Source organism: Desulforamulus aquiferis (assembly GCF_030577015.1).
Lineage (GTDB): Bacteria > Bacillota > Desulfotomaculia > Desulfotomaculales > Desulfotomaculaceae > Desulfotomaculum > Desulfotomaculum aquiferis.
On sequence record NZ_JARPTC010000009.1, the window covers coordinates 97,710 to 123,705 of the forward strand.

Genomic DNA, 25,996 nt, shown 5'->3' on the forward strand with positions numbered 1-25,996 from the left:
CTTCTAGAGCATATTAAAATATTGTTATATATGATTTATAAGATCAGAATAAGTGATCCTCATATTGAGGAAATTGCTTCCTTTGATAAGTTTAGTTCTAAAAGTGCTAATGCAAGAAATTAAGGGTTTAGAAATCCTAGGGAAGGTTTCGGAAAATAATTTTTAACAAAAGTTATGATAAATACTCTTGTCTAGCTAGTAAATTATTGTTAAAGTTTACTAAGGTAGTAATATTGCTCATTATTTAAATGGTTGTTAACGTTAAGTTAACAGCCGCTTTATTGCATTATAATATGATTATAGTAGAATATAGTTACATGGAGATGGCGGTTAAAACTCGGTTAATAAAAATTAAGGGAGGCTTATTAGTTGAAAAAAAAGGAAGCAATACAACAAGACAATAAGGGGCTTGGATTTTTCGAGAGATACCTTACGATCTGGGTGGCTCTATGTATTGTCCTAGGGGTTGCAGTTGGACAGTTGATTCCGATCTTTCCCGAGATTTTGAGCGGGTGGGAATATGCCAATGTTTCTATTCCAGTTGCCATTTTGATATGGCTAATGATTTACCCCATGATGCTGAAGATTGATTTTACTAGCATTGTAAATGCTCTGAAGATGCCAAAAGGCTTATGCGTCACCTGTGTTACCAACTGGCTAATTAAACCATTTACAATGTTTTTATTTGCCTGGTTGTTTTTAAAAGTTATTTTTAGTAGCTATATACCAGATTCACTAGCAAATGAATATATTGCCGGGGCTGTTTTGTTAGGCGCTGCGCCTTGTACTGCTATGGTTTTCGTTTGGAGCCATTTGACTAAAGGAAATCCTGCATATACTTTGGTGCAAGTAGCTATAAATGATTTAATTTTACTATTTGCCTTTGCGCCCATTGTAATGTTTTTGCTTGGCGTTTCGAATGTAATCGTGCCATATGATACCCTTTTTATATCTGTGATTCTTTTTGTAGTAATTCCGTTAACCGCCGGTTATTTATCAAGAAATTATATTATTAAAAATAAGGGCAGGGAATATTTTGATAATGTCTTTATTAAAAAGTTTGACAACATAACTATTTTTGGTCTCTTATTAACTTTAATTATTCTTTTCTCATTCCAGGGTGATGTGATAATCAATAATCCCATACATATTGTTCTCATTGCCATACCTTTAATCATCCAGACCTTCTTTATATTTATGATAGCTTACGGTTGGGCCAAAGCTTGGAATTTGCCTCATGATATTGCTGCACCTGCCTCAATGATTGGAGCAAGTAATTTCTTTGAATTAGCGGTGGCAGTGGCAATTGCTCTATTTGGGCTGCAATCAGGGGCAGCTTTAGTAACAGTGGTTGGAGTTCTTGTGGAGGTGCCACTGATGCTTGCATTAGTTAGAATAGCCAATAATACTAGGCACTGGTTCCCGGAAACTTATAACACGGTAGATGTAATGCCAAAGAGGCCATCAATGTAAAAATTGATGGTTTTTTTTAATTAATTAGGCTTATTGATTATGGGCAGGCTATAAGCCTGCGGAATATTTAAAGAACAAGCCTTGACAAAGGCAATATTAGAAGATAACATTAATTCGACAGTTATCGAAGTGTAATAACAATAGGGGTTGTATTAATGGACACACAAAGAATGGCTAAGATATTTAAGGCTCTTTCCAATCCGAATCGGTTAGAATTATATTTGAAAATTGCTGAAGCCCATGAAGCTAGTTTTCAAACTGGTTGTGAATGTTTCGTTACAGACATTATTGATCGGTTAAATATTGGTGCACCAACAATTTCCCATCATATTAAGGAATTAGCAAATGCAGAATTGATTATTACGGAAAAAAAGGGTAAATTTTTAACCTGCAAAGTCAATGAAAAATTAATCACAGAAGTAAACAGTATTTTAGCATTACAAAATCAATTGAAGTAATTCAAGCAAACATCTAAACTATATTGGAAGATGTATTTTAGAAATTCTTTTTTGCCTAAATTTCGATAATTGTCAAATTATAAAATTGACGACAAGGAAGAGCTAATCAGCTATAAGTATGTTCAAAGGGAACCTTATTTTGTTGCAAGTAAGTTCTGTAAAAAAGGCAATTTATGTTGCTGTTTACCTAGAGGAGAAAAATGAAGAAGAGGAAAAAGATGATATTACACATTATTAGTTTATTAATTATATTATGTGCTTGTTTGATATTATTCATAAATATACACCCAACGTTTGGCGGGAGCCTGAGTAAAGAACAAAAAGAGATATACGGAAGTTATGATAATTATATTGACGGGAAATTTGTCAATCAGGTACCAACAATAATGAATATGAGTCCTGCTAATATCTTCTCAATGATCAAGGATTCTATTTCAGGCAGTAAAGACCGCAATCCTGCTGATCAAATACCTGTTGCTGAGATTGATTGGAATAAAATTAAAGGTGAAGAAGATAGTCTGACTTGGTTTGGACATTCTGCTTTTTTACTGAGTATAGATAATAAAAAGCTACTGGTAGACCCTATGCTAGGATCTATTGCCTCACCTGTTTCTTTTGTAGGAAGTAAAAGATATAAATATAGTCAAAATATGCTGAATGTTATTGATCAAATGCCACCTATTGACGCGGTGTTTATTACACATGACCATTACGATCACTTAGATTATCCATCTATCCTAAAGCTAAAGAACAAGGTCGGTCATTTTTTCGTTCCCCTTGGGGTAAGTGCACACCTGATTCGCTGGGGAGTTACAAAAGAAAAAATTACAGAACTAAATTGGTGGAATGAAACCCAGTTCCAGGGCTTAACTGTTTCATTGACGCCAGCCAAGCACTTCTCCGGCAGAGGCATTCTTGACCGAGATTCGACCTTATGGGGTGGTTGGGTCATTCTTGGAAAGAATATACGTTTTTATATCAGTGGAGATGGGGGCTATGATGAACATTTTAAGGAAATTGGAAATAAATACGGACCTTTTGATATTGCCTTGCTTGAAGGGGCCCAATATGACCAACGATGGTCTTGGGTCCATATGACACCAGAACAAGCTGTTCAGGCTAATTTGGATGTAAAGAGTAAGAATATGATGTTAATGCATTGGGGAGCTTTTACATTGGCTTTTCATGATTGGAATGAACCTATTGAACGAGCATTAAGAGAGGCAAAAAAAGCAGATGTTAACCTTATAGGCCCTAAAATTGGTGAAACCGTTCTATTAGATTCTACTCTAAACATGCCTTCTTTTTCATGGTGGGATTTTTAAACTCTTTAAAACACTTAAACAAAGGGGCGTTTAGAGCATGCTACTCTTATTTAAAACTGCCTTTAGATTAGATTTAAAATTTTGTTAAGCGGCTTTGGGTTGGTTTTAATAATCGCCAATGGAAAGTTAAAGAGATGCAAACGCCACCTTAATACTAAACCCTTAAACTAAAGAAGAGTTTAAAGGAAGTAGAAAGGTGTGGTTTCGTGAATCAGGCAGTGGAAGTTTTACGACCGCAGTACGCTCCCTTACAGGTCAAAATAGCTGATAGAGTAGAAGAGATTGAGCAGGCTCAACGATTACGATACCAAGTATTTGTTGAAGAGACGGGAAATAATTTATTACAAAACGATTTTCGTTTTGAGCGGGACAAGTACGACGAATACTGTGATCATTTAATAGTAAAGGATCTTAACTCTAACAAGGTGGTGGGCACCTACAGGCTGCTGCCCGGCAATAGAGCTGTGCAAAACATAGGTTTCTATTCAGAAACGGAATTCTACTTGGGTGACTTTCCGGAAGACAAGAAATCTGCCCTGGAGTTGGGCCGAAGCTGTATCGATATAGAATACAGGGGTGGTAAAGCCATCCAAATGCTCTGGGAAGGTATAGCCAGCTATATGTCCGAACAGCACTTCAAATACCTAATTGGATGTGCCAGCATTCATATTGACTCCCGGGATAGTTTGAATCAAATATATACTTTTTTAAAGCATAAAGGTGTACTCACCGACAGGTTTAAGGTTGTACCTCAGAAAACCCATCGGATTGAGGGAATTGGAGAAGTACGGCTTAATGGCACCGAAAAAGAAGTTTTCAGAAGGCTTCCCCCGCTAATGAAGGGCTACCAATGGCTGGGGGCAGAGATTGCCGGGGAGCCAGCATATGATAAAATCTTTGATACCACTGATTTTTTTATTGTACTACAAACAACGCGGCTGGCTAAAAGATACCAGCGTCACTTCCTCGAAAAGAGAAGACAAGAGGTGTGATATTTTGTATCAGTGGATAGGGAGGCTCACAGAAGATAAGAAACGACAAAGTGTTGTCATGGTTATCCTTGCATTAATGCCAGAAAGAGTGATTATACTTATTGGTTGGTTATCTGGCTATTTACTTGCTATAATAGCTAAGCCCCTTAGAGTAGCGGTCTTATTTAATATGGCAGAGGTTTTAGATAAAACTCCCAAGGAGATCATAAAATGCTGCCGGGCATACTTATGTCATTTCCCCATTATACTTCTTGAAATACTAATGGCTCCCCAAAGATTAACAAAGGAAAAGGTCCGGCAGTGGACTGTTGAGGGAGAAGAGCACCTGCAAAAAGCACTGGATTTAGGAAGAGGTGCTATCATCTATGCCCCACATATGGGCAACTTCTTTTATTACTATTGGTACTTATTCCAGAGATATCCTTGTTTGACAGTGGCCACCGGAGGTAGTTCTGAACTAAGGCCTCTGTACCTGCTTTTTCAAGGGATGGGCTGTCAAGGCATGGACTATGATAATACACCTCCACAGAAACTTTTAAGAACACTGAGTTATCATTTAAGAAGCAACGGAGTTGTTTTTCTACTGGGTGATTTTTGGCGGCCAAACTTTCCCCTAGCAAATTTTTTTGGCAAGGCTTCCCGAAGTCCAGGTGGCGCAGCTTCTTTAGCCCTTAAGCAGCAAGTGCCGGTGGTTCTCCTTTATGGCTGGCGGGAAAAAGGCTTAAATCACCATATTGTGATGGAAGCTCCTATTCACCTTTATGAGGAATTTGAAGCTAACCAAAGGCAGGAGGCCATTGACCGTCTGAACTATTTTATGGAACAGTCAATTCGAAAAGTCCCGGAACAGTGGTTTTACTGGTTTAATCTTCATGAGCGCTGGGAAGAGGGAGTGGCTGTTAAAGGGACACACCTTTAATCTTTTATAAAAGGGCCGTGCAATTTAATTTGCACGGCCCTTATAATTTTCAAGGCATTCTAGTTGCTGCATCCTTAGCAAGAGGAGATCTTTTACTTCTCGTCAATGTAATGTGAGCATGTAATGGACTTTCTTTCATAGTTTCAATAGTATAAGAGAGACCATTGGAGCGCTGATCCATATAAATATCGTTAACCTGCTGAGGATCACCTACCATAACGATCTTTGTACCATTTCCAGCCCTAGTCACTATGCTTTTAGCTTGTCTTGGCGTAAGATTTTGAGCCTCATCAATTATGACAAAGTAATTAACTAAGCTTCTTCCCTGGAGATAGGCCATGGATTCTGCAACAATCATTCGCCTTTCGAACAACTCAAAAACCTTATCACTGAGTTCGGCTTCGTCATTATATCGATCGGGACTTCCATCCACCAATTGTTCCAGATTATCGTGTATGGGTCTTAGCCAGGGTGCAATTTTCTCTTGCTCGCCGCCAGGGAGAGCACCAATATCTTCAAGACCTTTGCTTGGTCTAATTACCAGTATTCGTCGATAACTTTTATTTTTTATATTCCTAAAACCGATTTTATCAAGGCCCGCAGACAGAGCAATGAGAGTCTTTCCGCTACCTGCTAACCCACTTAGGGTCACTAGAGGAATATTGTCATCCATCAGTGCTGTTCGAGAAAACTTTTGTTCCGTATCCAAGTGAAAATTATAGAAAGAAGAATCTCCCCCTGAGATCTTAGAAAGCATTTGGCCTTTATTAATGGCCAGGGCAGATTTCTTGGGAGTTATGTCACTGACAAGCTTATAAAAATGATTAATTGGTTCTTTTAATGTCCAAGCAATTTCACCATTTTGATAAAGTTGATCAATAATCTGGTCTGGAACTATCAGATCACTCCACCCCATGTACTGATCATCCACATCTGCCACTTGTTCATTACGGTATTCCTGGGCATCTACTCCTATAAGGTCACTTTTTATCCGGAGCATTATATCATTGGTGACAACAGCTACTTTACTCCCATCTAACATTAAGCCCAAAGCCACAGAAAGAATTCGGTTATCTGCAACGCTTAAGTTCCAAGATTGCGGCAATGTTACTTCTCGATGGTTCATCTCGACTTGTAGAATGCCCCCATTAGGAAGTGCTACGCCTTGATTGAGTTTACCGCCTTTTTTGCGGAGCTGGTCAATAAAACGACCAACCCAGCGGACGTTGGCTTGGATTTCCAGATTCCGATCAAATTTTTTTGCATCCAGTTCTTCTAGTACCACTTCAGGGATTACCACAATATTGTCTTCAAAGCCCATTAATGCCTGCGGAGATTGGAGCAAGATAGATGTATCCAGAACGTAGGTTTTAATAAAAATACGCCTCCTTAGAAATTAGTAATGGGGATTTATCACTAAATAACCAGGAATAACAGTTGTTTTTATATTATTATTCTCATCATATTCGACAATTCCCGCTTGTGTCGGTATATTTAATCTAATTTTAACTTAAACGTTACAGGTGCTGCCTTATTTTATAGATGCCAAGATATTCAATCAAATTATGTTGCCAGACCTTTAACCTTAAATTAATATTCCTCAGTTCTTTGCATAACAAATAATTGCTATAATAAGTCATAATATGTAGAAAGAGGTAACTTTGTATGAGAAGTTTAAAATCAATACTTATTAGCATTTCGTTAACCATCACTACACTAGTATTTGCTGCTCAAACAGGGTTTGGGTTGTACCAGTTTAACGACATTATAAAAGATAACATTGAGATTTCCTTAAAGACTCAGGTGGATAAGGAAGCAGCCTATCTAATAGGTCAGATTAATTCTGTGGGAAAAGTTAGTGAGGCGATCTCCAACAACATTACAGCCATGAATATATATGATGAAGCTTATATGATAGATATGCTAAAACCCTATGTAAACAAAAACCCTATGGCTGTGGGAGCAGGATTTTGGTTTGAGCCATATGTAGTTAAGGCAGATGCTATGTATTACGGTCCCTATATGTATAAAGATAATGGACAACTAGTAGAAACCTGGGATTATAGTAATGAAGAGTATGATTACTTTCAATACGATTGGTATAAGAATGGATTAAATACTGACAAGGATATTGTATGGAGTGAGCCCTATACTGATTCTGTTACCGGAGTTACAATGATAACAGCAGCAAGCCCTATCAAGAAAGATGGAAAAGTATTGGGGGTAACTACTTGTGATATAGGCCTTAAAGAGCTTCAAGACTACATCACAAAGATTAAGGTCGGAGAAGCGGGCTATGCAGTAGTTATTAGTAGTGAAGGATTCTATTTGGGTCATAAGGATTCTACCAAAGATATGAAAGAAAAGATTACTGAGGAAAAAAATGAGGATATTAAATCATTAGGCAAGTCGATTTTAGATTCTAACAAAAATGATGTTAAGTTGGTTGGCTCAGAATATTATGTGGCACATACAAATATCGGTGATACGGGCATGAAGCTGGTAATGTTTATGCCTCAATCAGAGGCAACGAGCGTTATCAAAAAATATTTTACTACAAATATAGTAGGATTTTTGATAGCCCTTGTGCTGATGGCTGCCTGCCTCTATGTACTAATAACACAAAAAATAATTAACCCAATTAATAAATTAGTTGAGGATTCTGAAAAGGTTGCCTCCGGAGACCTTACAATATATGATCAGGGGTATAAAACTAATAGTAAGGATGAAATTGGGCAATTGGCAAAGGCCTTTGAAAAAATGGTTTACCAGACTAAAGAGTTAGTTGGTCAAATTCTAGATAAGTCTGACCTAGTTGCAAATTCAGCTCAACAGTTGGCTGATAGTGCCCATCAGACAGCTGCCAGCGCTACTGAGACTGCATCAACTATGAATCAGATATCCTCCACAGTGGAGAACTCAAATATTGGTATGCAGGAAATTGCAGCTTCTTCCGATTCTGCTGCTATACAGGCTCAAAAGGGAGACAGTGAAATAGCAAAGATAACAGGCCAGATGCTGGATATTGCTAACTCAACCCAAGGTGTCGCGGGAGTCATTAATGAGTTGAGTAGAAAATCTTTAGAGATTAACCAAATTGTTGAGTTAATAAATGGAGTTGCCGAGCAAACAAATCTTCTAGCCTTAAACGCAGCTATAGAAGCTGCCAGAGCAGGGGAACAAGGTAGAGGCTTTGCGGTGGTAGCCGAGGAAGTTAGAAAGCTGGCTGAACAAACAAGCCAGGCCACAAAAAGAATTAGTGGTCTAATAGCAGCTCTTCAGAACGAATCAGAAAAAGCGGTTGAACGTATTGAGGAAAATGTTCGAATGGTTAAAGTGGGCTCTAATTTAGTGGATGAAGTTGGTGAAAACTTCAAGGGTATTATACAATCTGTTCAAGGTTTGTCAGACCAAATAGAACAATTGGCTTCAGCATCTGGGGATATGTCTGCCGGAATACAAAATGTTGCAGCTGTTACGGAAGAACAAACTGCAACAATGGAGGATATTACGGCAACTACCGAGACCTTAGAAGCAATGGCAAAGGAGTTAAGAGCTTTAGTTAACCAGTTCCATATTTAATACAAATTTTGGGACGTAGCAGGGTTGGTATCAATCCTCACCAATTATCCCCAGACTTCTTCGGCAATTTCCTTAATAAAGGAGAGCTTATTCCATTGCTGCTCCTCGGTTAGGATATTGCCCTCCTCTGTCGAGGCAAAGCCGCATTGAGGACTTAAGCAAAGTCGGTCTGCAGGAACATATTGCGCTGCTTCCCGAATGCGGGCTATGATTTGTTCTTTATCCTCCAGTTCTCCATGCTTTGAGGTAACCAGCCCGAGAACCACCAGCTTGTCCCCGGAAATTTCTTTTAAGGGTGAAAAATCACCGGAACGGTCGGTATCATACTCCAAATAATAGGCGGAAACATTTTCGTTTCCCAGCAGGTTTTTTGCAACCGGATCATAGCCGCCGGAGGTTGCCCAGGTGGAGTGGTAGTTGCCGCGGCAGACATGGGTGGTTACCGTCAGGTCAGCCGGAAGATCGGCAATGGCATCGTTATTTAGCCGGAGGTAGAGATTTTGGAGTTCTTGAACGTCATATCCCTCGCCAGCCATAGCTGACCAGAAGTCTTTATCACAGAGCATGCCCCAGGTGCAGTCATCCAGTTGGATATTTCGGCAGCCCAGTTCATAAAACGCAAGAATTGCCTTGCGATAAGCGGTGGAAATATCGCTATAGAGTTCATTCCGATCTGAATAGTATTTGTCAATTTCTTTTTCATTTTCTCCCCGAACCAGCTCCGCAAATAACTGGGCAGGAGCCGGTATAGTCTGCCTGGCAATAACGTCATCACCGGCTATTTGCTTTAAAAAGCGGTAGTGCGCCAGAAAAGGATGATCTGAAAAACGAATTTTTCCCGAAAGGCGTGCAGAATCCGCCCGGGTTTCTTCTCCATGGAATAAATATCCATGCTCCATCATCACATGCTCCACACCGTCAAAACCCCAAAAGAAATCAAGATGCCAATAACTGCGGCGAAACTCTCCGTCTGTTACGGACTTCAATCCAATTTCCTTTTGCTTGGTGACAAGCCTTCGAATTTCTGAGTCCTCCACCTGGGTTAGCTCTGCCTGTGTAATTTTCCCGTCTGCAAATTTTTCCCGTGCATCTTTGATTGCTTGAGGACGCAGAAAGCTTCCGACGATATCATAACGGAAAGGTGCAATTGTTCTCGTTGTAGTGTTTTCAAGTAAATTAGCCATATGTTGCTCTCCTTACTAAAAGTTTTTTTCAGTATAGCACGGAGAAAAACATATAGGGTAACGCTTAAAATTAATAGATGGATATAGATTATAACTATAACCTACTCCTGCAATTGAAGACCGTATTCCTGGATCACAGACTTCAATTCATCCAAATAAGCATTTGCCTGATTGCTGAGACGAACCTGATGGTTTGCAATCCAGCCCACCTGAATATAGTCGTCAACCTGTAAGGGTACAGATATAATGTTGTCTCCGTTTAAATCGGCACTGACAATCCCGGTGGAGATAGTATAGCCGTTCAGCCCAATCAGCAGATTGAATAGGGTAGCCCGGTCGCTGACATGGATGCTTTTCTTATGATATACCGTACTTAAAATCTCTTCTGAAAAATAAAAGGAGTTAAATTCCCCTTGTTCAAAGGACAGGTAAGGATAGTCATCTAAATCCTCCAGAGTGACAGATTCCCTAGTGGCCAGGGGATTTTGTGCACTGATAAAAATATGGGGCTTTGCAGTAAAAAGGGGATGAAAATCAAGTCGGTTTTCCCGAAGCAGTTTTTCAATGACCTTGCAATTGAACGGGTTTCTATACAAAATCCCGATTTCGCTTCGTAGATTTTTAACATCTTCAATTATTTCATATGTTCGTGTTTCCCGCAGAGTAAATTCATATTCATCCGCACCGCTTTTCCTAATGAGGTTGACAAATGCATTGACGGCAAAGGCATAATGCTGTGTGGAGATGGAGCAAAGCTGACGGGAAGGCTTTTTATTCAGATAACGCTGTTCCAGAAGTCCCGCCTGCTCCACCACCTGCCGGGCATAGCTGAGAAACTCCGCACCATCTACGGTTAGAGAAATTCCTTTTGTAGTGCGTATGAAAAGCTCGATGCCGATTTCAGCTTCCAGTTCCTTGACAGCGCTGGAAAGGCTGGGCTGAGTTATGTACAGCCTTTTTGCAGCCTCGTTGATAGAACCGCAGTTAACGATTTCAATAATATATTTTAATTGCTGTAAAGTCATCTTTGTTCCTCCAGTTTATTTTGGTAAGTATATCACGAAATTTATTTTGCTGAAAAAGCTAAGAAGAATGAGCAAATAAGTAAAGAGACCAGCTAGCTGCTGTCGAGTAGCTACTTAAGATTTATGCCTTAAAATCGAAATATATATAATAGAGTAAATATTAGAGGATTTTAGAAAGAAACTCAGTATATTAAATAACGATCGTACTATATAGAAGAGGGTGGTAATGTGAAGATTAACTTTACCAAGAAGCAATTCAGGACATTATTGGATCTGGTTTATGCTGGAAATATGGTAATCAACTCCACCAAGTATGATAATGAAAGTGAGGAACATGAGGAGCTGCAGAGCTATATTTTCTCCTTCTGTAAAGATTACGGGTTTGAGGAACTGGTCGAATTTGACCGTGAGCTTGATAAATATTATGAGACCAGAGAGTATGAAGAAAGTGGAATTCTGGATTTTATAGATGAGTATGATGATTATATATTTTGGGATCAGTTAGTATCTAATCTAGCCAGGCGGGATGCCAATAATGAAGTGGTGGCAAGGGCAGCAAAACCGTCAGCCGAAGTTCTTTTCAGAAGGTCCCTGGAGCTTGAGAAGAAGTACTCTAAGGAGTTTGAAAAAAACGGTTTGGAAAATGTGAAAGTGCTATTTACAAGTAGAAGAAGGGCTTAATAAGCACGAGGAAATTTAAAGGTTAATCAAGTAGCTTATACTCAACCTCGTCTATAGCTTTCATTAAATCATGTGCTTCAGAAATAATATACAATGCAAGCTTCATTATTTCTTCGTCGCTTGTATTCTTTGAAATTAGCCTTGAGTATCCCATTATCCTTCCGGTACTATCTTTTAAATGTATTAAAATATTCGGTTTCTTCATTATACCAAACACCCATTCCATAAGATTGCTTGCCAAATAACAACAAATACATCCATATAATACCATATGTTGCATGAATAATGCAACTAAATTGCCATATTTATGCAACATATTAAATAACTAAGCAAATCAAAAACCCTTAATTCGCAGAATCAAGAGTTAGCTGTATAACCATTTTATTAAAATGAATTGAGCAAAAGGAAATTAGATATGAAAGGATATTTGCAGGACTGAAGTCTACAGGTATTTAAAATACTAGCGATAAAAGATTTATAAAACCCGAAAAATAATAAGTCAATAAACTAATTACTTTCTTAAATAAGGACTGCTTATTTCAATCGGGTTAAAGAATGCTGCCACATCAACCTTTAAGCCTTCGGCAATAAGAAACAACATATCAAGGGAAAAAGATGTACTAGCCTGGGGAGCCTCAATTTTACTGATATGACTCACACTGACATCAATTTTTTCCGCCAGTTCTTCCTGTGTTAGCCCACGAAGTTTACGGTAATAGGCTACTTTTCTTCCGATTTCTCTATATTTATGTAGGAACTTCTTTCGTATACGCAATACTTGCCCACCCCCTCCGTTCATTATAGGGGGGACTAACTGCAATTACACTTCATTGCTGGTGCAATATTATTGCATTATTGTTGCAACTTATGACATATTATGGATTAAGATTCTGGGATTTAACATTATTATATAAATGATATTGCATGTTCTAATTTTGTAATAATTGTGATATAATTTATATAATAAAATCATGCTGAATTCTCTAAGAAGCGGGGGAACCACTTCCCAGGGGTGAATTTCTAATAAGAAAAGGGGCAGCTATCCCTAACCCGACAGCTAACTCCGTAAGCATTAAGCCACAAGTATTATGATCAGAGGGTCATAATACTTTGTGGTTTTTTTATTGCCAGATAGGCATAATAAGTTTCGGTTAGGGGGAATTGGCCAGTTATGACAAGTCCGGTAGTTACCACGGATTATTTTGTTTTACTTGTAGCCCTTTTTTTAATTGTTGGGGTATTGGCAACCAAATTTTCTACTCGTATGGGTGTACCTGCACTTATCCTTTTTATTCTTGTGGGAATGATTACCGGCAGTGATGGGCTTGGGATCATATATTTTGACAATGTCAAGCAGGCTCAGATTATAGGAATCTTAGCACTTGTGATTATACTTTTTGAAGGTGGACTGCATACAAAATGGTCCACAGTAAAGCCAGTTGCAATTCCGTCAATAAGCCTTGCCACGGTAGGAGTTCTAATAACCTCTACAGTAGTTGCAGTTGCCGCTAAGGTGATACTAGGGGTAACCTGGTTTGAAGGCTTCGTGTTTGGGGCAATTGTGGGTTCTACAGATGCTGCTGCGGTTTTTGCTGTTTTAAAAGGGCAAAACATTCGTGAGAGACTTGCCGCAACACTAGAAGCAGAATCAGGAACCAACGATCCAATGGCGGTGTTCCTGACAATCTCTTTCATTAATCTAATTTCAATAGATGCCGTCAATTATTATACGTTGATTGGCTCGTTTTTTTGGCAGATGATTGTTGGGTTAATAATGGGCCTGGTCATAGGGAAACTAGCCCTTAAAGCTATAAATGGCATAAATTTAGAATCCAGCGGTTTATACCCGGTTTTTGCAGTTTCATTAGCCCTATTGACCTACAGTGTAACAGCCTTAATAGGAGCAAGTGGTTTTTTGGCGGTTTATGTGGCTGCGATGCTAATTGGAAATTCGGAGCTGACCTACCAATCCTCTATATTCAAGTTTAATGAAGGCTTCGCCTGGATGATGCAGATCCTTATGTTTATGCTCCTTGGTCTATTGACATTTCCCGCACAATTATTTACAGGGGAGGTCGTACTAAAGGGCTTGATGCTTTCGGTAATACTAATATTAATTGCTCGCCCCGCCGCAGTTTTTATATCCTTGATTAAAATGGGATTTGACTTTAAGGAAAAAATCTTTCTGTCCTGGGCAGGTTTAAGGGGAGCAGTGCCGATTGTTTTGGCAACCTTCCCCATGATAGCCGGGTTAGAGAACAGCCAATTATTTTTCAATGTGGTGTTCTTTGTTGTTTTAACCTCTGCCCTAATCCAGGGGTCTACCATCACGACTGTTGCAGCAAAGCTTAACTTGCTTGGACCAAGAAAGGTTGAGCCCCCCCATTCCTTAGAGCTGGTTTCAATAGGAAAGGCAAATGCAGAAATTGTTGAATGTGAAGCTGATGAGAAGATGAGTATAACGGGTAAAAATTTAGAGCAGATTACCTTTCCTAAAGATGTACTGGTTACTGCAATTGTTCGGGGCGGGGAATTAATAACACCATCCGGACAAACAACAATTGCACCTGATGATATTCTTTACATCCTGGTATCTAGAGATAGCAAAAAAGAGTTGAAAAAATTATTAAAGGTTTAATGCAGTAATTTAAATAAAATAGCTGCCCGGTTAAATACCCGGGCAGCTATGGAGTTATTAAGCTAGGCAGCAGCAGCAAATGACAATAATAAGGATTATAAGTAGGAGAAAACAACAACAAATGGGTAATACTCCACCTGCGCCAAGAGTCTCAAAACCCATAGAATTCACTCCTTTTTATTTAAGATATTCTACCTCCAATAAGAATGATACATATTTTGCCAAAATGGTAAAATTAAGGACCAGGAATGGATTTACCCATTCCTGGTCCTTGCATATAAAGCTAGAGTTGAAAAAACCATCTGTAATAGAAGTTGGATATCGTAAAAGTTATTAATAGTGTAAGCCAGGTCCAATACCACTTCCAGTTAATATATTTAATAAGGTTAGTATATCTTTCTAATATTATTTCGAAAACAGTTATGCCAGAGGTGTAATAAACATAATGCAGCAATTGTTTGCCAACGTCCTGACCATAAGGGTAGTACAGATTAAAGAAAATGCAGATAGTCGGATAGGCGAAAAATTCAAAGGTGAAGCTGGTACGATTTGCCTTTGGGAAAAGGCGTACCGGGTATTTGATCAGCCCTTTTTCTACCACCAGCAATCCAAAAAACCAGGTTAATAGTTGTTTAGATAAAAAAATTACTTGAGCATCACGAATCTTGTCCCTTGGCACCAGCAATATAAGCAGCAAGATTAGTATTATCCATGAAAGGATTTCTATTAACCTGTCCTTGGACAAGGCCATTACCTCCAATACATAATGATACAGCATTTCCCTAGGAGCAGAATTATTGTGTTGCATTATTTAAGTGATTTTAGAAGCCAAGGATTGCAAATCCTTGGCTTCTAAAATAGTCATATTAAAAAGTTATAACCCCATAGCCTTATTGCTAATAGGTTGACTTGATTTTATTCTTTAATTTAAAAGAGTGGAGGGCCTAATAACAGGTCCTTATTTAGTTTTGGATACTTGTACCACTGTGAGCCCCCCACCCCTAATATTAAGCAATTTCCACACCACCTCCTTGCCGAATATTATCTCCTAATGTATAGACATTATTCACCTAAAAAAGAAAATAAGCACAGAAATAAGAGGTCATGGGATTGATATTACTTGGCATATATTAAATTATCACAGAGGGCTCAAAATGTATTTGCCTTTGGGCTGAATAGCTTTAGTTTGACAAGCTGGTAATATTTTTTATTTGACAGGCTCAGCATAGCGTGGTCAAATAATATTAGAAGTAAAAAAATAATTAAAAATTTTTATCAACACTAATATAAGTGCGGAGGTTGCAAATATGAGAAGAGTGTCGTTGTTATTACTGGTTACCTTGCTAATTTTTACTTTAGCAGGCTGTGGAGGTACGGCTGTTGAGAATGACGGCAAAATTGACAGTAATTCTGTGCAGAGTGTAGAGGGTGTGATGGGTCAATATGTTGGCCAAATTGATAGCAATTCTGTAGAAATAATCATTGATGGAGAACCTAAGGCCTTTAGAACCGACGGCTTAGACTTTGATTTCACGGCCCTGCAAAGTGATGAGTGGGTAGAAATAAGTTATATAGAAAACCAGTATGAACAACTGGAAATAAAGGCCATAGAATTAATTAATAATTAGTGTGCTTTTCCCCCGGTATTCGGGGGTTATTATTTTTACTATAAAAAATACTACAAAATTAGCAGGAATTCGAATTTATGACGTCAAAAGTACTCTTTCAGTAGTAATAAAGTAGGAGGGTAGTCATGAGTAACGGTACAATACTTATTGCAGATGACGACCGTAGAATTGTTAAAATTGTTACACTATGTTTGGAGCAAGAAGGTTATAAGGTAGTGGCTGCCCAGGATGGTGAAGAGGCTGTTAGGCTAGCCAGTGCAATTAAACCAGATTTGGTAGTTATGGATATTATGATGCCAAAACTAGATGGTTTAGAGGCCTGCCAAAAAATTAAAATGGTAGTGGATGTCCCCATTGTCATATTATCCGCTAAAGACGATGTTGTGGACAAAATAGTTGGTTTTAAGATGGGTGTTGATGATTATCAAACAAAGCCCTTTAGCCCGGCGGAATTAGCCCTAAGGGTTAAGGCTGTGCTAAGAAGAAGCAAAAGTTCTCCCTCTCCAAGGAAAAATAAGGAAATATTAGAATATCCCAATGTTTATATCGAGTATACCACCCGTCTGGTACGGATTTGGGAACAGGAGATAAGCTTAACAGCAAAAGAGTTTGATATGCTCTGGTTGATGGCTTCCCATCCAAATCAAATATTTTCACGGCTGCAGCTATTAGAACAGATATGGGAAAGTCGGTACGAAGGGGACGAAGATACTGTAACAGTACATATTAGAAGACTCAGAAGGAAGATTGAGCGGAATCCGGCTCAGCCTGATTTAATTAAAACCGTATGGGGAGTAGGTTATAAATTCGAACCTCCCAAGTAATAAAGAATCTATAATTCTACCAAGAACATAAAGAAAAATAGACCCCCTGTAAGGTGTGAGTCTATTTTTCTTTATTATGACTTTGTATAAGTATTTTAGTTTAGCTCGCCTTCGGTTTCTTCATCGTCCACAGGCTGGGGTTGGTTATTGGCCCGAATACCTTCCCTAATTTTAGCGGTGACCAAGGTCATAATACCCTGGAATTTTTCGTGGGCCTCAAAGGAAGCCTTAACTAGGGGGTTCTTTATAGCCTCTTCCTCAGTACGTTGCATATTTCTCTTATCTTCTTCAGTTATCTCTACACCAGCCAGTTTTTTCTTTTGGATATGCACTTGTAAAGACTGAAGACCTTCTACAAGACCACGTGCTTCATCGTCATGCAAAAGAGCGGCCTCGGCTTGTTTCATATTTTTAAATTCTTCTGTTTCGGATAACACGCGGCCTAGTTCTACACACATATTAAGAGCGGTATCAATTTTTGCCATAATTTCACCTCCTTAAATCATATCTTCTCCAAAATATAACAAAATCCTTCATGCCATGCTCAAGATGAATATATCGCACCAACAAAAAAATTGAACCTCCGGAAAGACCGGAGATTCAATAGGATATGCCTAAAATTGATAAGAACGAGCCTTTTCAATGAAAGTATTTAACAACTCTTTAGTACCCTGGTCACTAAATTCTTTCATCACTTTAATTTTTCTTGCTCTGGCCCCAGCACCAAGAACTGTGTTCATCATATGTGTAGGATAGGGAAGTAGTGTTCCTTCTTGATCCACTAAGTCCTGGGGGAAAAATTTATAATCAATAGTGCTAATCTGGGCAGCAAGTCCGGCTAAGATTGATTTTTCTATGTGGGCACCCTGACTAGAAGCAACCTTTCCGCACCAGGCTAATTCAGAGTTTACTAATTCATCGGATATTTTGATATTATATTCTTCCCAGTATTTTTCTGCCAGGCTTCTAAGACTCCGATCACCGATTTCAAAATCCTGTTGACTTAAGAGCCCAAAGGACCTACAGGTAAAGGGTCGTACTGAGTAGACGGAGCATTTATTTTCTTCATTTAAAAAAGGGCAAGCTTGACTAGCATCAACCAGCTCAAGATAGAAGTACTCGGTGGATTTTTCCAAAATTTCTTTGTACTTATCCTTCATATTATCTCTAAGATATTTATACATATTTAAATACTCGATAAAAAAAGCCGGGGGACTGCCCCATTTACAGCAGGTGGCACAGCCTTCGCAGGTTGTTTCTGGAAGGTTATTATAAATGCTCTGTAGTTGGTTAAATAAATTATTGCGATCAGCTAGTCCGAGGGCAGAGTATAATTCTACCGGCTGCAGCATAATCTCATCTCCTTAAACCAATTTTTAAGACATTGCTAAGTCACAATTATAACAAAATATTATTAGGCTGACGATGGGATAAAATACCAAATAATTAGCATATACTGAAGCTGAAAGCTATAGGATAAGTAGTAGCTCCCCGAATTTAAAAAAAATAATTAATAGATCTTAATATGCAGGATTCTACATAATCATATCGAATAAGTTACGATATACACAAATGTTATGTCATTCTGACGACACATGTAAAGCCTGTTCTCACTTCACACAAACTGCTGCCGGATTATAATAATACTTGTCAACGCAAAACAGTAGTGATATATTAAAAATATAGATTTATCAGCCAATAAACTGATTGATATTTTAACAATATTATTAAATTATTAGCATTCTGATATCTTTGATAAGGAGGTGTCGGGAGGTAATTTTGCGTTAGTTCGTGTGCGGATATTCACAAGCCTTTTGAAAGTGCCAGAGGGTGCAAGTCCGAAATGGGTTGTGAAACCGACCAATTCAAAGCAGCAAGTACGAATGGTAATGCTGCATGGAAGAATGCCCGAAGGGAAGTGAGGGAAGTAAATGTCTGAAGTTGCAGCAAAAGGCAAGACCACTGTTAAGTATGATTCGGAGTTTACTAAAAAGGTTTATGATATGGAAAACGGGAAATGGGTCAGAATGTGCATGCAGTGCGGTATTTGTCCCACTACCTGTGCATTAAAGGATAAGATGGATATTTCCCCAAGAAGAATTATCCAGCTAATCCGGGCGGGTGCTAAGGATGAAGTATTAAAAAGCAACACCATGTGGCTCTGCACCTCTTGCTATACCTGTGCCTGTCGTTGCCCCCGCGGGGTTCCGATGATGGATGTAATGCATGACCTTCGCCACCTGGCTGTGGAGAATGGGATCAGCCATAATTCCCAGGCTATGGCAGAAGTATATGCAAAGGACGTATCAAAGCGTGGCCGTATTTGGGAAGGTGGATTAGCACTAAATTATGGTTTGAAGCTGGGTATTGGGAACCTAATCAAAATGGGTTTAGACATGCAAGATGTTGGTAAATCCATGATGCTGCATCGTCGTTTGCCACTGCTGCCTCCTAAAGGTGTTAAGAACCCTGGCAAATTACGCGAGGTGTTAAATAGAGCTGCTGAACTTGCAAAGGAGGGTGGTCACTAGCATGAAATATTCATTTTATCCCGGATGTGCCAGTGAGGGAATGGGTATAAGTTACCATCACTCTGCTCTTGAGGTGGCCAAGTTACTTGGGATACAGCTGGAAGAAATTGAAGACTGGAACTGCTGCGGTGCCACGGTAACATCTAGTGTAATTGGTCAGTTCGCTGCCGATGTACTAGCTGCTAGAAATCTTGCCCTGGCTGAAAAAATGGGTCAAGAGGACGTAGTTGCCACCTGTAGCTCCTGCTATACAATTCTAGGCTGTGCCAATAGGAAATTTACTGATGAAAGCTTTAAGGCCAATGCTAATGATGCCTTGAGTAAAGACAACCTAAGCTACAACGGTCAATTAAAAGTCCGTATGCTCTTAGATGTATTGGTTTCAGATTTAGGACTGGATGCTATTGCCGCAAAGGTAACAAAGCCTCTCAAAGGTCTTAAGGTTGCCGGATATGTAGGTTGCCAAACTGTACGTTCTTTAAGGGAGTTTGACAACTGGGAAAACCCTACCTTCCTAGATGACATTGCAAGGACTTTGGGAGCAGAACCGGTTAACTTCCCCATGAAGCTGAAGTGCTGTACCGGGGCCATGAATATGACCTCTCCCGAAATGACGATTTCTTCCATATATCCAATAATAAAGAGTGCCCAGGAAGCGGGCGCGGATCTCATAATAACCCCTTGTCCCCTGTGTCAATTAAACCTTGATGCCTATCAGGTGAAGGTAAATAAAACATATGGCACCAAATTTAATATGCCGGTATTATTTTTTACTCAATTAATGGCTGTTGCCTTCGGTTTAGATCGAAAAAAGGCGGGTCTTGACTACTGTATCGTTTCACCAGATAAGGTTCTAAAATAGCGCCTCCCTGGATAATGTTGACATATATGGCAAATACTTTTTTGCACAAATTATTAAAGAAAATAGAAATATGAAGCAGGAAAACAAGAGTTTTAGGAGAATACAATTAAGTATACAAAAGACATAAATACTTACTGGCACCCGCAAACATATAGATAGAGGCGGGGCAGTCCAGTACAATGCGGATTTTTTAAATTGCTTAGTCATCTAGACAATATTGAAAAAAATCACATGCATTTGAGGAAATGATGCACAAGTGATAGGTTGGCAGCTAGTAATTCAGCAAGTCAAGTTACAAAAGCCAACCAAATCCGTGTAAGCTGGGCCTTGGCTAAGTAGTATATCTCTATAAGTGTCTGGGTTCACAAAATTGGGACAGAAGTCCAAATTTTAAAAAGAACAAGGAGGCGTGTTGTAAGATGGCATTAGTTCAACCACATGGTGGTAAACTGACCCCTGTACTGGCTCCCAAGGAGCAACGTGCAGAACTGAAAGCAAAAGCTGAATCCCTACCAGTAGTTCGTATGACTTCCCGTGAATCTTCTGACTGCTTGATGCTGGGTATGGGAGCATTCTCTCCCCTGACTGGTTTCATGACTCAGGCTGACTACGAAGGCGTTGTAAACAACAACCACCTGGCCAATGGTTTGGCATGGCCCCTACCCGTAACCTTAGCAGTAACCACTGAGCAGGCTGAAGCCATTGCTCCTAATAGTGAAGTTGCTCTGGTTGATGACGAAACCGGCGAATACATTGGTATCATGACTGTTACCGACAAGTATGGTTATGACAAAGTAAAAGAGTGCAATGCTTCCTTCTTCACTGACGATGCTGACCACCCTGGCGTTCAGAAAGTTATGGCTGCTGGCGATGTTTATCTTGGTGGCCCCATCGTTACCTTCTCCGAAATGGGTTATGATGAGAAGTATGCCGGCTACTATGCTACTCCTGCCGAAACCCGCGAATTGTTTGAGTCCAAAGGCTGGAATACCGTTTGTGCATTCCAAACCCGTAACCCTCTGCACCGCTCCCACGAGTTCCTGTGCAAGATTGGTAACGAAGTATGCGATGGCCTGTTCTTACACCCCATCGTTGGTAAACTGAAGAAGGGTGACATCCCTGCTGAAGTTCGCTTTGAAGCTTATAAAGCTCACATGAAGTATTACTTCAACGAAAAGACCATCGAAATGCGCGTATATCCTATGGAAATGCGTTATGCTGGTCCTAAAGAAGCTATCCTGCACGCTATCTTCCGTCAGAACTTTGGCTGCAGCCACATCCTTGTTGGTCGTGACCACGCTGGTGTAGGCAGCTACTATACTCCTTACCAGGCTCAGGAAATCTTCGACCAGTTTGCACCTGGCGAAATCCTGTGCCAGCCCATTAAAGTTACTTCCGCTTACTACTGCCGCAAGTGTGACGGTATGGCTACTGAAAAGACTTGCCCACACGGTCCTGAAGATCGCGTAGCTATCAGTGGTACCAAGGTTCGCGAAATGTTTGGCAGAGGCGAGCTTCCCCCACTCGAGTTTGGTCGTAAGGAAGTTCTGGAAATCCTCACCCAGTACTACCAAGGTCTGGACGCTGGCAAGTAAATATAATTTTATTCCCCCGGCTGTTAGGGTGTGGAGGTAATTCTCTGCAATATTCTACAGCATTCGATAAAGTAGTTCTGTCTGATAGTTGACAAAAGATGTCTTTTACATTCACCAACCGGTGCAAAAGTTTTATAACCGTCGGTATAGTATGCTATACCGACGGGACTTACCCCTTGCTGATGGTAGAGACCAGATCGGAGGAGGTGGTTTAGCCCGGAGGAAAAAACCATTTATTGAGAAATGTGTAAAGATACTGTCAAATTAACCAAGTCGGAGTTTTCCGATATCTGCTTTAAGGATCCGTTGCACCGGCGGTAGGGAAGACAAGTTATATCATAGAGCGAAGAACAGTACCAATTAATTAAGTAATTAAAGACGAAATGTCTTTAAAATTAGTAACAGGGAGGTAAAAAAATGCCTAGCTTTGTAATTGCTGAAAAGTGCGATGGTTGCAAGGGTCAGGATAAAACCGCTTGCATGTACATCTGCCCCAACGACCTGATGGTTCTTGACAGAGAAATAATGAAAGCCACCAACCGTGACGTGTCACAGTGCTGGGAGTGCTACTGCTGTGTTAAAATTTGCCCTCAGCAGGCTATCGACGTTCGTGGTTATGCTGACTTTGTTCCCATGGGTGCTAGCTGTGTGCCCTTAAGAAGCTCCGACAGCATTATGTGGACCGTTAAGTTCCGTAATGGTATGCTGAAGCGCTTCAAATTCCCCATCCGTACCACTGCTGAAGGCGAAGCTGTTCCTGATGGCGGTTACACCGTAGACCAGGATGACCTGAATAACCAACTTCTGTTCACCGAGCCCTACTCTGTAGGTACTGCTGAACTGCCTGCTTTAAAGAAGTAATTTAGATAATTAACTATCGGAGGAGGTTAATATATAATGCCGAACTTTGAAACTGTAGTAGTTAATACCGACATTTTAATTCTCGGCGGCGGTATGGCAGCTTGCGGCGCAGCCGTTGAAGCAGCTTACTGGGCCAAGAAAAACGGTGACCTGAAGATTACATTGGTTGACAAGGCCGCTATGGACCGTTCCGGTGCTGTTGCTATGGGTCTTTCCGCTATCAACCAATACCTGGGAATCGCTAAAGGCGACAACACCGTTGAAGATTATGTAAAATACGTTAAGAACGACCTCATGGGTATCGCCCGTGATGACCAAGTCGCTGACATCGCCCGTCACGTTGACTCTTCCGTTCACCTGTTCGAGAAGTGGGGCCTGCCCATCTGGACTAACGACGAAGGCAACTACGTTCGTGGTGGCCGCTGGCAGATCATGTTAAACGGTGAATCCTACAAGATTATCGTAGCTGAAGCTGCTAAGAACGCCCTTGGCACCGACAACATCTACGAGCGCGTATTCATCACCGAGCCCATCATGGATGGAGACAGAATCGCTGGTGCAGTAGGCTTCAGCACCCGTGAAAATAAAGTATATGTATTCAAGGCTAAAGCTGTTCTGGCTTCCATGGGTGGCGCAGTAGGCGTATTCAAGCCTCGTTCCACCGGTGAAGGTCTTGGCCGTTCCTGGTATCCTCCTTTTAGCTCCGGTTCCTCTGCTTACTTCACCATGGCTGCCGGCGCTGAAATGACTTGCCAAGAAGTTCGCTTTATCCCTGTACGCTTTAAAGATGCTTACGGCCCAGTAGGAGCTTGGTTCCTGCTCTTCAAATCCCGTGCTACCAATGCTATGGGTGAAGAGTACATGGTTACCCGCAGAGATGAATTAGCTAACTGGGGTCCCTATGGCTCCGTTAAGCCTATCCCTGCTAACCTGCGTAACTACCTCGGTATGCTGGATGTAAGTGAAGGCAAAGGCCCCATCTACATGCAGACTGCTGAAGCTATTGCTAACTTAGCTAAGAAATACGAAGACGATCCTAAGGCCTTCAAGAAGAAAATGAAAGAGCTTGAAAGCGAAGCTTGGGAAGACTTCCTCGATATGACTGTATCTCAGGCTATCCTGTGGGCAGCTTGTGACATCGCTCCTGAAGAAAAAGCTTCCGAAATTGCTGCTGCTGAGCCTTACTTCATCGGCTCTCACTCCGGTGCTTCCGGTGCTTGGGTTTCCGGTCCTGCCGATCTGGCTCCTGCTGAGTACCAGTGGGGCTACACCAATATGACCACCGTTAAGGGTCTGTTCGCCGCTGGCGATGCTTCTGGCGCTTCCAGCCACAAGTTCTCCTCCGGTTCCCACGCTGAAGGTCGTATTGCTGCTAAGTCCATGGTTAAGTTCGTAGTTGAAAACAACGAGCAGCCTGCAGTTGACGATGCTAAAGTAGAAGAGCTGGTTGCTAAGACTCTGAAGCCTATGGCTGTATTTGAAGAGTTCTCCGGCTTTACCACTGATGCTGATGTTAACCCCAACTACATCCTGCCCAAAATGTACATGTTCCGTCTCCAGAAGATGATGGACGAGTACGCCGGCGGTGTTGTTGCTAACTTCACCACCAGCAAGGCCCTATTAGAAAAAGGTCTTGAGTATCTGACAATGTTGAAAGAAGACAGTGCTAAACTGGCTGCTCGCGACCTGCACGAGTTAATGAGAGCTTGGGAAAACATCCACAGAACCCTGCAGGCTGAGTCCCACATCCGTACTGTAATCTTCCGTGAAGAAACTCGTTTCCCTGGCTACTACTTCCGTGCTGACATTCCTGCTATCAACCCTGAGTGGGAAGTATTCTGCAACTGCAAATACGATGCTGCTTCCGGTGAGTGGGAAATGATTAAGCGCCCCATCATCCGTCTGGTTGACTAATTTCATAGAAAAACTTAGTTAAATATTTACAACAGGCCCGTGGCCAACTACGGCCACGGGTCGTCTTAATTAATGTACGGCCTTGGTGCAACGCGCTTTTGGGGCCCAGTAGTCCAGGTGGCCTTATGGCGCCTGGTTTTTTATTTTACCCTGTCAGGGTATGGCAAAAATGTAATTATTATTAAATTATTATTGTTCACCTATCCACTGGCTTAAGGCCAACAGACAACTGGACTAGGGAGTGAGAAAATGGCAAATAAAAGCATATTAGTTGTAGGTGGCGGAATTGCAGGTATAACAGCTGCAGTTGAGGCTGCCGAAGTAGGGTATGAGGTCTTCTTAGTTGAAAAGAATGCCTATCTAGGTGGTAAAGTATCTCAAATTAATGAGTACTTCCCCAAACTATGTCCGCCCAACTGCGGATTGGAAATAAACTTCCAAAGAATAAAAAAGAACTCCAATATTAGAGTTATCACCCTGGCTGAAGTGGAAAATATCTCCGGCCAGGAAGGTAACTTTGATGTTACTGTTAAGATTAACCCACGCTATACCACAGAAGGTTGTACCGGCTGTGGCAAGTGTGCGGAAGTATGTCCTGTGGAAAGGGCTAATGACTTTAACTTTGGTTTAGACAAAACCAAAGCTGCTTATCTGCCCCAACCCTTTGCTTTCCCCATGAAGTATGTAATTGACAGTGCTGTATGTCTGGGTGCTTCCTGCGGCAAATGCGTTGAGGCTTGTGAAGTTAAGGCTGTGGACCTGGCTATGGCTGCAAAAACTATGAATATCAACGTTGGCGCAGTAATCTGGGCTACAGGTTGGGATTCCTATGATATTGCTAAGCTGCATAATTATGGTAGTGGTACGGTAGCAAATGCCATTTCCAACATTATGATGGAAAGATTAGCTGCCCTTACAGGGCCCACCAACGGTAAAATCCTTCGCCCATCCGATGGTAAAGAGCCTAAGAATATTGCCTTTGTACAGTGTGCGGGTTCCCGTGATGAGAACCACCAGAAGGCATGCTCCTCTGTATGCTGTATGGCAACACTGAAGCAGATTACCTATGTTAAGAAGCAATACCCAGATGCTAAGGTAACCATTTACTATATGGATATCAGAGCCATGGGTAAGCATGAAGATTTCTATAATAAAGTTCAAGAATATGATATTACCATGATTAAGGGTAAGCCTTCTGAAATCAAAGAAGATGCTGAATCCAAGGATGTAATTGTGTTGAGTGAAAACCAGATTACCCAAGAAATCACCGAACTTAAATACGACATGGTAGTTTTGGCTACCGGCATGGCTCCTGCCACTGCCGCCGCCCAAATACCTGCTGCAGCAGCCTATGATGTGGATGGATTTGTAGTTAACAGCTCCGATGCTCCTGGCATTTACGGCGCAGGCTGTGTTGCCAAGCCCGGTGATGTTGCCTCTTCCGTTCAAGGTGCTACAGCTGCGGTTATTAAAGCCATACAATCTACGGTGAGGGGGTAAGACA

Annotated in this window: 24 protein-coding genes and 1 riboswitch; of the genes, 16 read left to right on the forward strand and 8 right to left on the reverse strand. The window is 40.7% G+C overall.

Annotation, left to right across the window (positions count from 1 at the left end; all coding sequences use genetic code 11):
• Positions 1-369 precede the first annotated feature (369 nt).
• The 5 genes from arsB to P6N53_RS07210 all read left to right on the forward strand — a co-directional run bounded on the left by arsB (position 370) and on the right by P6N53_RS07210 (position 5,167).
• Positions 370-1,473, forward strand: a complete 1,104-nt coding sequence (arsB, locus tag P6N53_RS07190) for an ACR3 family arsenite efflux transporter (protein ID WP_304542121.1) — start codon at positions 370-372, stop codon at positions 1,471-1,473.
• 155 nt (positions 1,474-1,628) lie between these two features.
• Positions 1,629-1,931, forward strand: coding sequence for an ArsR/SmtB family transcription factor (locus P6N53_RS07195; RefSeq protein ID WP_304542122.1), 303 nt, complete (start codon positions 1,629-1,631; stop codon positions 1,929-1,931).
• Positions 1,932-2,149: 218 nt separating this feature from the next.
• On the forward strand, positions 2,150-3,256 hold the full coding sequence (locus P6N53_RS07200) for an MBL fold metallo-hydrolase (RefSeq protein ID WP_304542155.1): 1,107 nt from the start codon (positions 2,150-2,152) through the stop codon (positions 3,254-3,256).
• 206 nt (positions 3,257-3,462) lie between these two features.
• Positions 3,463-4,248, forward strand: a complete 786-nt coding sequence (locus tag P6N53_RS07205; RefSeq protein ID WP_304542123.1) for a GNAT family N-acetyltransferase — start codon at positions 3,463-3,465, stop codon at positions 4,246-4,248.
• Positions 4,249-4,252: 4 nt separating this feature from the next.
• Positions 4,253-5,167, forward strand: a complete 915-nt coding sequence (locus P6N53_RS07210) for a lysophospholipid acyltransferase family protein (protein WP_304542124.1) — start codon at positions 4,253-4,255, stop codon at positions 5,165-5,167.
• Between the two features lie 49 nt (positions 5,168-5,216).
• Here P6N53_RS07210 and P6N53_RS07215 read toward each other — a convergent pair whose 3' ends face one another.
• Positions 5,217-6,548: a PhoH family protein gene (locus tag P6N53_RS07215; protein ID WP_308447265.1), complete on the reverse strand. Its 1,332-nt coding sequence runs from the start codon at positions 6,546-6,548 to the stop codon at positions 5,217-5,219.
• Positions 6,549-6,832: 284 nt separating this feature from the next.
• Here P6N53_RS07215 and P6N53_RS07220 point away from each other — a divergent pair, with 284 nt between their 5' ends.
• A complete protein-coding gene (locus P6N53_RS07220; protein ID WP_304542125.1) occupies positions 6,833-8,749 on the forward strand; it encodes a methyl-accepting chemotaxis protein in 1,917 nt (638 codons plus the stop codon).
• A gap of 44 nt (positions 8,750-8,793) precedes the next feature.
• Here the strand turns inward: P6N53_RS07220 and P6N53_RS07225 are convergent, their stop codons facing one another.
• Both P6N53_RS07225 and P6N53_RS07230 read right to left on the reverse strand, forming a co-directional pair.
• Positions 8,794-9,933 (reverse strand): 5-methyltetrahydropteroyltriglutamate--homocysteine S-methyltransferase, encoded by a 1,140-nt coding sequence (locus tag P6N53_RS07225; protein WP_304542126.1) that lies wholly within the window; start codon positions 9,931-9,933, stop codon positions 8,794-8,796.
• 101 nt (positions 9,934-10,034) lie between these two features.
• Entirely contained in the window at positions 10,035-10,958 is a 924-nt protein-coding gene (locus P6N53_RS07230; protein ID WP_304542127.1) for a LysR family transcriptional regulator, read from the reverse strand.
• Positions 10,959-11,186: 228 nt separating this feature from the next.
• Here P6N53_RS07230 and P6N53_RS07235 point away from each other — a divergent pair, with 228 nt between their 5' ends.
• A complete protein-coding gene (locus P6N53_RS07235; protein ID WP_304542128.1) occupies positions 11,187-11,639 on the forward strand; it encodes a hypothetical protein in 453 nt (150 codons plus the stop codon).
• Positions 11,640-11,661: 22 nt separating this feature from the next.
• Here the strand turns inward: P6N53_RS07235 and P6N53_RS07240 are convergent, their stop codons facing one another.
• Both P6N53_RS07240 and P6N53_RS07245 read right to left on the reverse strand, forming a co-directional pair.
• Complete coding sequence (locus P6N53_RS07240; RefSeq protein ID WP_304542129.1) at positions 11,662-11,844, reverse strand: hypothetical protein; 183 nt, start codon at positions 11,842-11,844, stop codon at positions 11,662-11,664.
• A gap of 306 nt (positions 11,845-12,150) precedes the next feature.
• Positions 12,151-12,414 carry a helix-turn-helix domain-containing protein gene (locus P6N53_RS07245; protein WP_308447262.1) on the reverse strand — a complete coding sequence of 88 codons (264 nt, stop codon included), beginning with the start codon at positions 12,412-12,414 and terminating at the stop codon, positions 12,151-12,153.
• A gap of 187 nt (positions 12,415-12,601) precedes the next feature.
• Positions 12,602-12,725, forward strand: a riboswitch (cyclic di-AMP (ydaO/yuaA leader).
• An 85-nt stretch (positions 12,726-12,810) separates the two neighbouring features.
• Here P6N53_RS07245 and P6N53_RS07250 point away from each other — a divergent pair.
• The gene (locus P6N53_RS07250) at positions 12,811-14,277 is read left to right on the forward strand and encodes a potassium/proton antiporter (protein WP_304542130.1); all 1,467 of its coding nucleotides are present in this window, start codon (positions 12,811-12,813) and stop codon (positions 14,275-14,277) included.
• A gap of 283 nt (positions 14,278-14,560) precedes the next feature.
• On the opposite strand, the gene P6N53_RS07255 is transcribed toward P6N53_RS07250, so the two are convergent.
• On the reverse strand, positions 14,561-15,085 hold the full coding sequence (locus tag P6N53_RS07255) for a CBO0543 family protein (protein WP_308447263.1): 525 nt from the start codon (positions 15,083-15,085) through the stop codon (positions 14,561-14,563).
• Positions 15,086-15,584: 499 nt separating this feature from the next.
• On the opposite strand from P6N53_RS07255, the gene P6N53_RS07260 reads away from it, so the two are divergent.
• Together P6N53_RS07260 and P6N53_RS07265 are read left to right on the forward strand one after the other, a co-directional pair.
• Positions 15,585-15,905, forward strand: a complete 321-nt coding sequence (locus P6N53_RS07260) for a LytA/YqiH family protein (protein WP_304542132.1) — start codon at positions 15,585-15,587, stop codon at positions 15,903-15,905.
• A gap of 125 nt (positions 15,906-16,030) precedes the next feature.
• Positions 16,031-16,729 (forward strand): response regulator transcription factor, encoded by a 699-nt coding sequence (locus tag P6N53_RS07265; RefSeq protein ID WP_304542133.1) that lies wholly within the window; start codon positions 16,031-16,033, stop codon positions 16,727-16,729.
• Positions 16,730-16,824: 95 nt separating this feature from the next.
• Here the strand turns inward: P6N53_RS07265 and P6N53_RS07270 are convergent, their stop codons facing one another.
• Positions 16,825-17,214: a YlbF/YmcA family competence regulator gene (locus P6N53_RS07270; protein ID WP_304542134.1), complete on the reverse strand. Its 390-nt coding sequence runs from the start codon at positions 17,212-17,214 to the stop codon at positions 16,825-16,827.
• 129 nt (positions 17,215-17,343) lie between these two features.
• Complete coding sequence (locus P6N53_RS07275; RefSeq protein WP_304542135.1) at positions 17,344-18,081, reverse strand: YkgJ family cysteine cluster protein; 738 nt, start codon at positions 18,079-18,081, stop codon at positions 17,344-17,346.
• Positions 18,082-18,660: 579 nt separating this feature from the next.
• Here P6N53_RS07275 and P6N53_RS07280 point away from each other — a divergent pair.
• The 6 genes from P6N53_RS07280 (at position 18,661) to P6N53_RS07305 (ending at position 25,992) form a co-directional block, all read left to right on the forward strand.
• The gene (locus P6N53_RS07280) at positions 18,661-19,260 is read left to right on the forward strand and encodes a 4Fe-4S dicluster domain-containing protein (RefSeq protein WP_304542136.1); all 600 of its coding nucleotides are present in this window, start codon (positions 18,661-18,663) and stop codon (positions 19,258-19,260) included.
• 1 nt (position 19,261) lies between these two features.
• A complete protein-coding gene (locus P6N53_RS07285; RefSeq protein WP_304542137.1) occupies positions 19,262-20,122 on the forward strand; it encodes a CoB--CoM heterodisulfide reductase iron-sulfur subunit B family protein in 861 nt (286 codons plus the stop codon).
• Positions 20,123-20,541: 419 nt separating this feature from the next.
• Entirely contained in the window at positions 20,542-21,717 is a 1,176-nt protein-coding gene (gene sat / locus P6N53_RS07290) for a sulfate adenylyltransferase (protein WP_304542138.1), read from the forward strand.
• Positions 21,718-22,134: 417 nt separating this feature from the next.
• Entirely contained in the window at positions 22,135-22,578 is a 444-nt protein-coding gene (gene aprB, locus P6N53_RS07295) for an adenylyl-sulfate reductase subunit beta (RefSeq protein ID WP_304542139.1), read from the forward strand.
• Positions 22,579-22,614: 36 nt separating this feature from the next.
• Positions 22,615-24,492 (forward strand): adenylyl-sulfate reductase subunit alpha, encoded by a 1,878-nt coding sequence (aprA, locus tag P6N53_RS07300; RefSeq protein ID WP_304542140.1) that lies wholly within the window; start codon positions 22,615-22,617, stop codon positions 24,490-24,492.
• A 249-nt stretch (positions 24,493-24,741) separates the two neighbouring features.
• Positions 24,742-25,992 carry a CoB--CoM heterodisulfide reductase iron-sulfur subunit A family protein gene (locus P6N53_RS07305; protein WP_304542141.1) on the forward strand — a complete coding sequence of 417 codons (1,251 nt, stop codon included), beginning with the start codon at positions 24,742-24,744 and terminating at the stop codon, positions 25,990-25,992.
• The last annotated feature ends 4 nt before the right edge of the window (positions 25,993-25,996 follow it).

What these genes read in the sequence shown, in the direction of transcription:
- aprB (WP_304542139.1), top strand. Translation starts at nt 22,135, where the DNA reads ATGCCTAGCTTTGTAATTGCTGAAAAGTGCGATGGTTGCAAGGGTCAG.
- P6N53_RS07260 (WP_304542132.1), top strand. Translation starts at nt 15,585, where the DNA reads ATGAGAAGAGTGTCGTTGTTATTACTGGTTACCTTGCTAATTTTTACT.
- P6N53_RS07250 (WP_304542130.1), top strand. Translation starts at nt 12,811, where the DNA reads ATGACAAGTCCGGTAGTTACCACGGATTATTTTGTTTTACTTGTAGCC.
- P6N53_RS07285 (WP_304542137.1), top strand. Translation starts at nt 19,262, where the DNA reads ATGAAATATTCATTTTATCCCGGATGTGCCAGTGAGGGAATGGGTATA.
- P6N53_RS07200 (WP_304542155.1), top strand. Translation starts at nt 2,150, where the DNA reads ATGATATTACACATTATTAGTTTATTAATTATATTATGTGCTTGTTTG.
- P6N53_RS07280 (WP_304542136.1), top strand. Translation starts at nt 18,661, where the DNA reads ATGTCTGAAGTTGCAGCAAAAGGCAAGACCACTGTTAAGTATGATTCG.
- P6N53_RS07240 (WP_304542129.1), bottom strand. Translation starts at nt 11,844, where the DNA reads ATGAAGAAACCGAATATTTTAATACATTTAAAAGATAGTACCGGAAGG.
- P6N53_RS07230 (WP_304542127.1), bottom strand. Translation starts at nt 10,958, where the DNA reads ATGACTTTACAGCAATTAAAATATATTATTGAAATCGTTAACTGCGGT.
- P6N53_RS07195 (WP_304542122.1), top strand. Translation starts at nt 1,629, where the DNA reads ATGGACACACAAAGAATGGCTAAGATATTTAAGGCTCTTTCCAATCCG.
- P6N53_RS07265 (WP_304542133.1), top strand. Translation starts at nt 16,031, where the DNA reads ATGAGTAACGGTACAATACTTATTGCAGATGACGACCGTAGAATTGTT.
- sat (WP_304542138.1), top strand. Translation starts at nt 20,542, where the DNA reads ATGGCATTAGTTCAACCACATGGTGGTAAACTGACCCCTGTACTGGCT.
- P6N53_RS07270 (WP_304542134.1), bottom strand. Translation starts at nt 17,214, where the DNA reads ATGGCAAAAATTGATACCGCTCTTAATATGTGTGTAGAACTAGGCCGC.
- aprA (WP_304542140.1), top strand. Translation starts at nt 22,615, where the DNA reads ATGCCGAACTTTGAAACTGTAGTAGTTAATACCGACATTTTAATTCTC.
- P6N53_RS07275 (WP_304542135.1), bottom strand. Translation starts at nt 18,081, where the DNA reads ATGCTGCAGCCGGTAGAATTATACTCTGCCCTCGGACTAGCTGATCGC.
- P6N53_RS07225 (WP_304542126.1), bottom strand. Translation starts at nt 9,933, where the DNA reads ATGGCTAATTTACTTGAAAACACTACAACGAGAACAATTGCACCTTTC.
- P6N53_RS07255 (WP_308447263.1), bottom strand. Translation starts at nt 15,085, where the DNA reads ATGCAACACAATAATTCTGCTCCTAGGGAAATGCTGTATCATTATGTA.
- P6N53_RS07220 (WP_304542125.1), top strand. Translation starts at nt 6,833, where the DNA reads ATGAGAAGTTTAAAATCAATACTTATTAGCATTTCGTTAACCATCACT.
- P6N53_RS07305 (WP_304542141.1), top strand. Translation starts at nt 24,742, where the DNA reads ATGGCAAATAAAAGCATATTAGTTGTAGGTGGCGGAATTGCAGGTATA.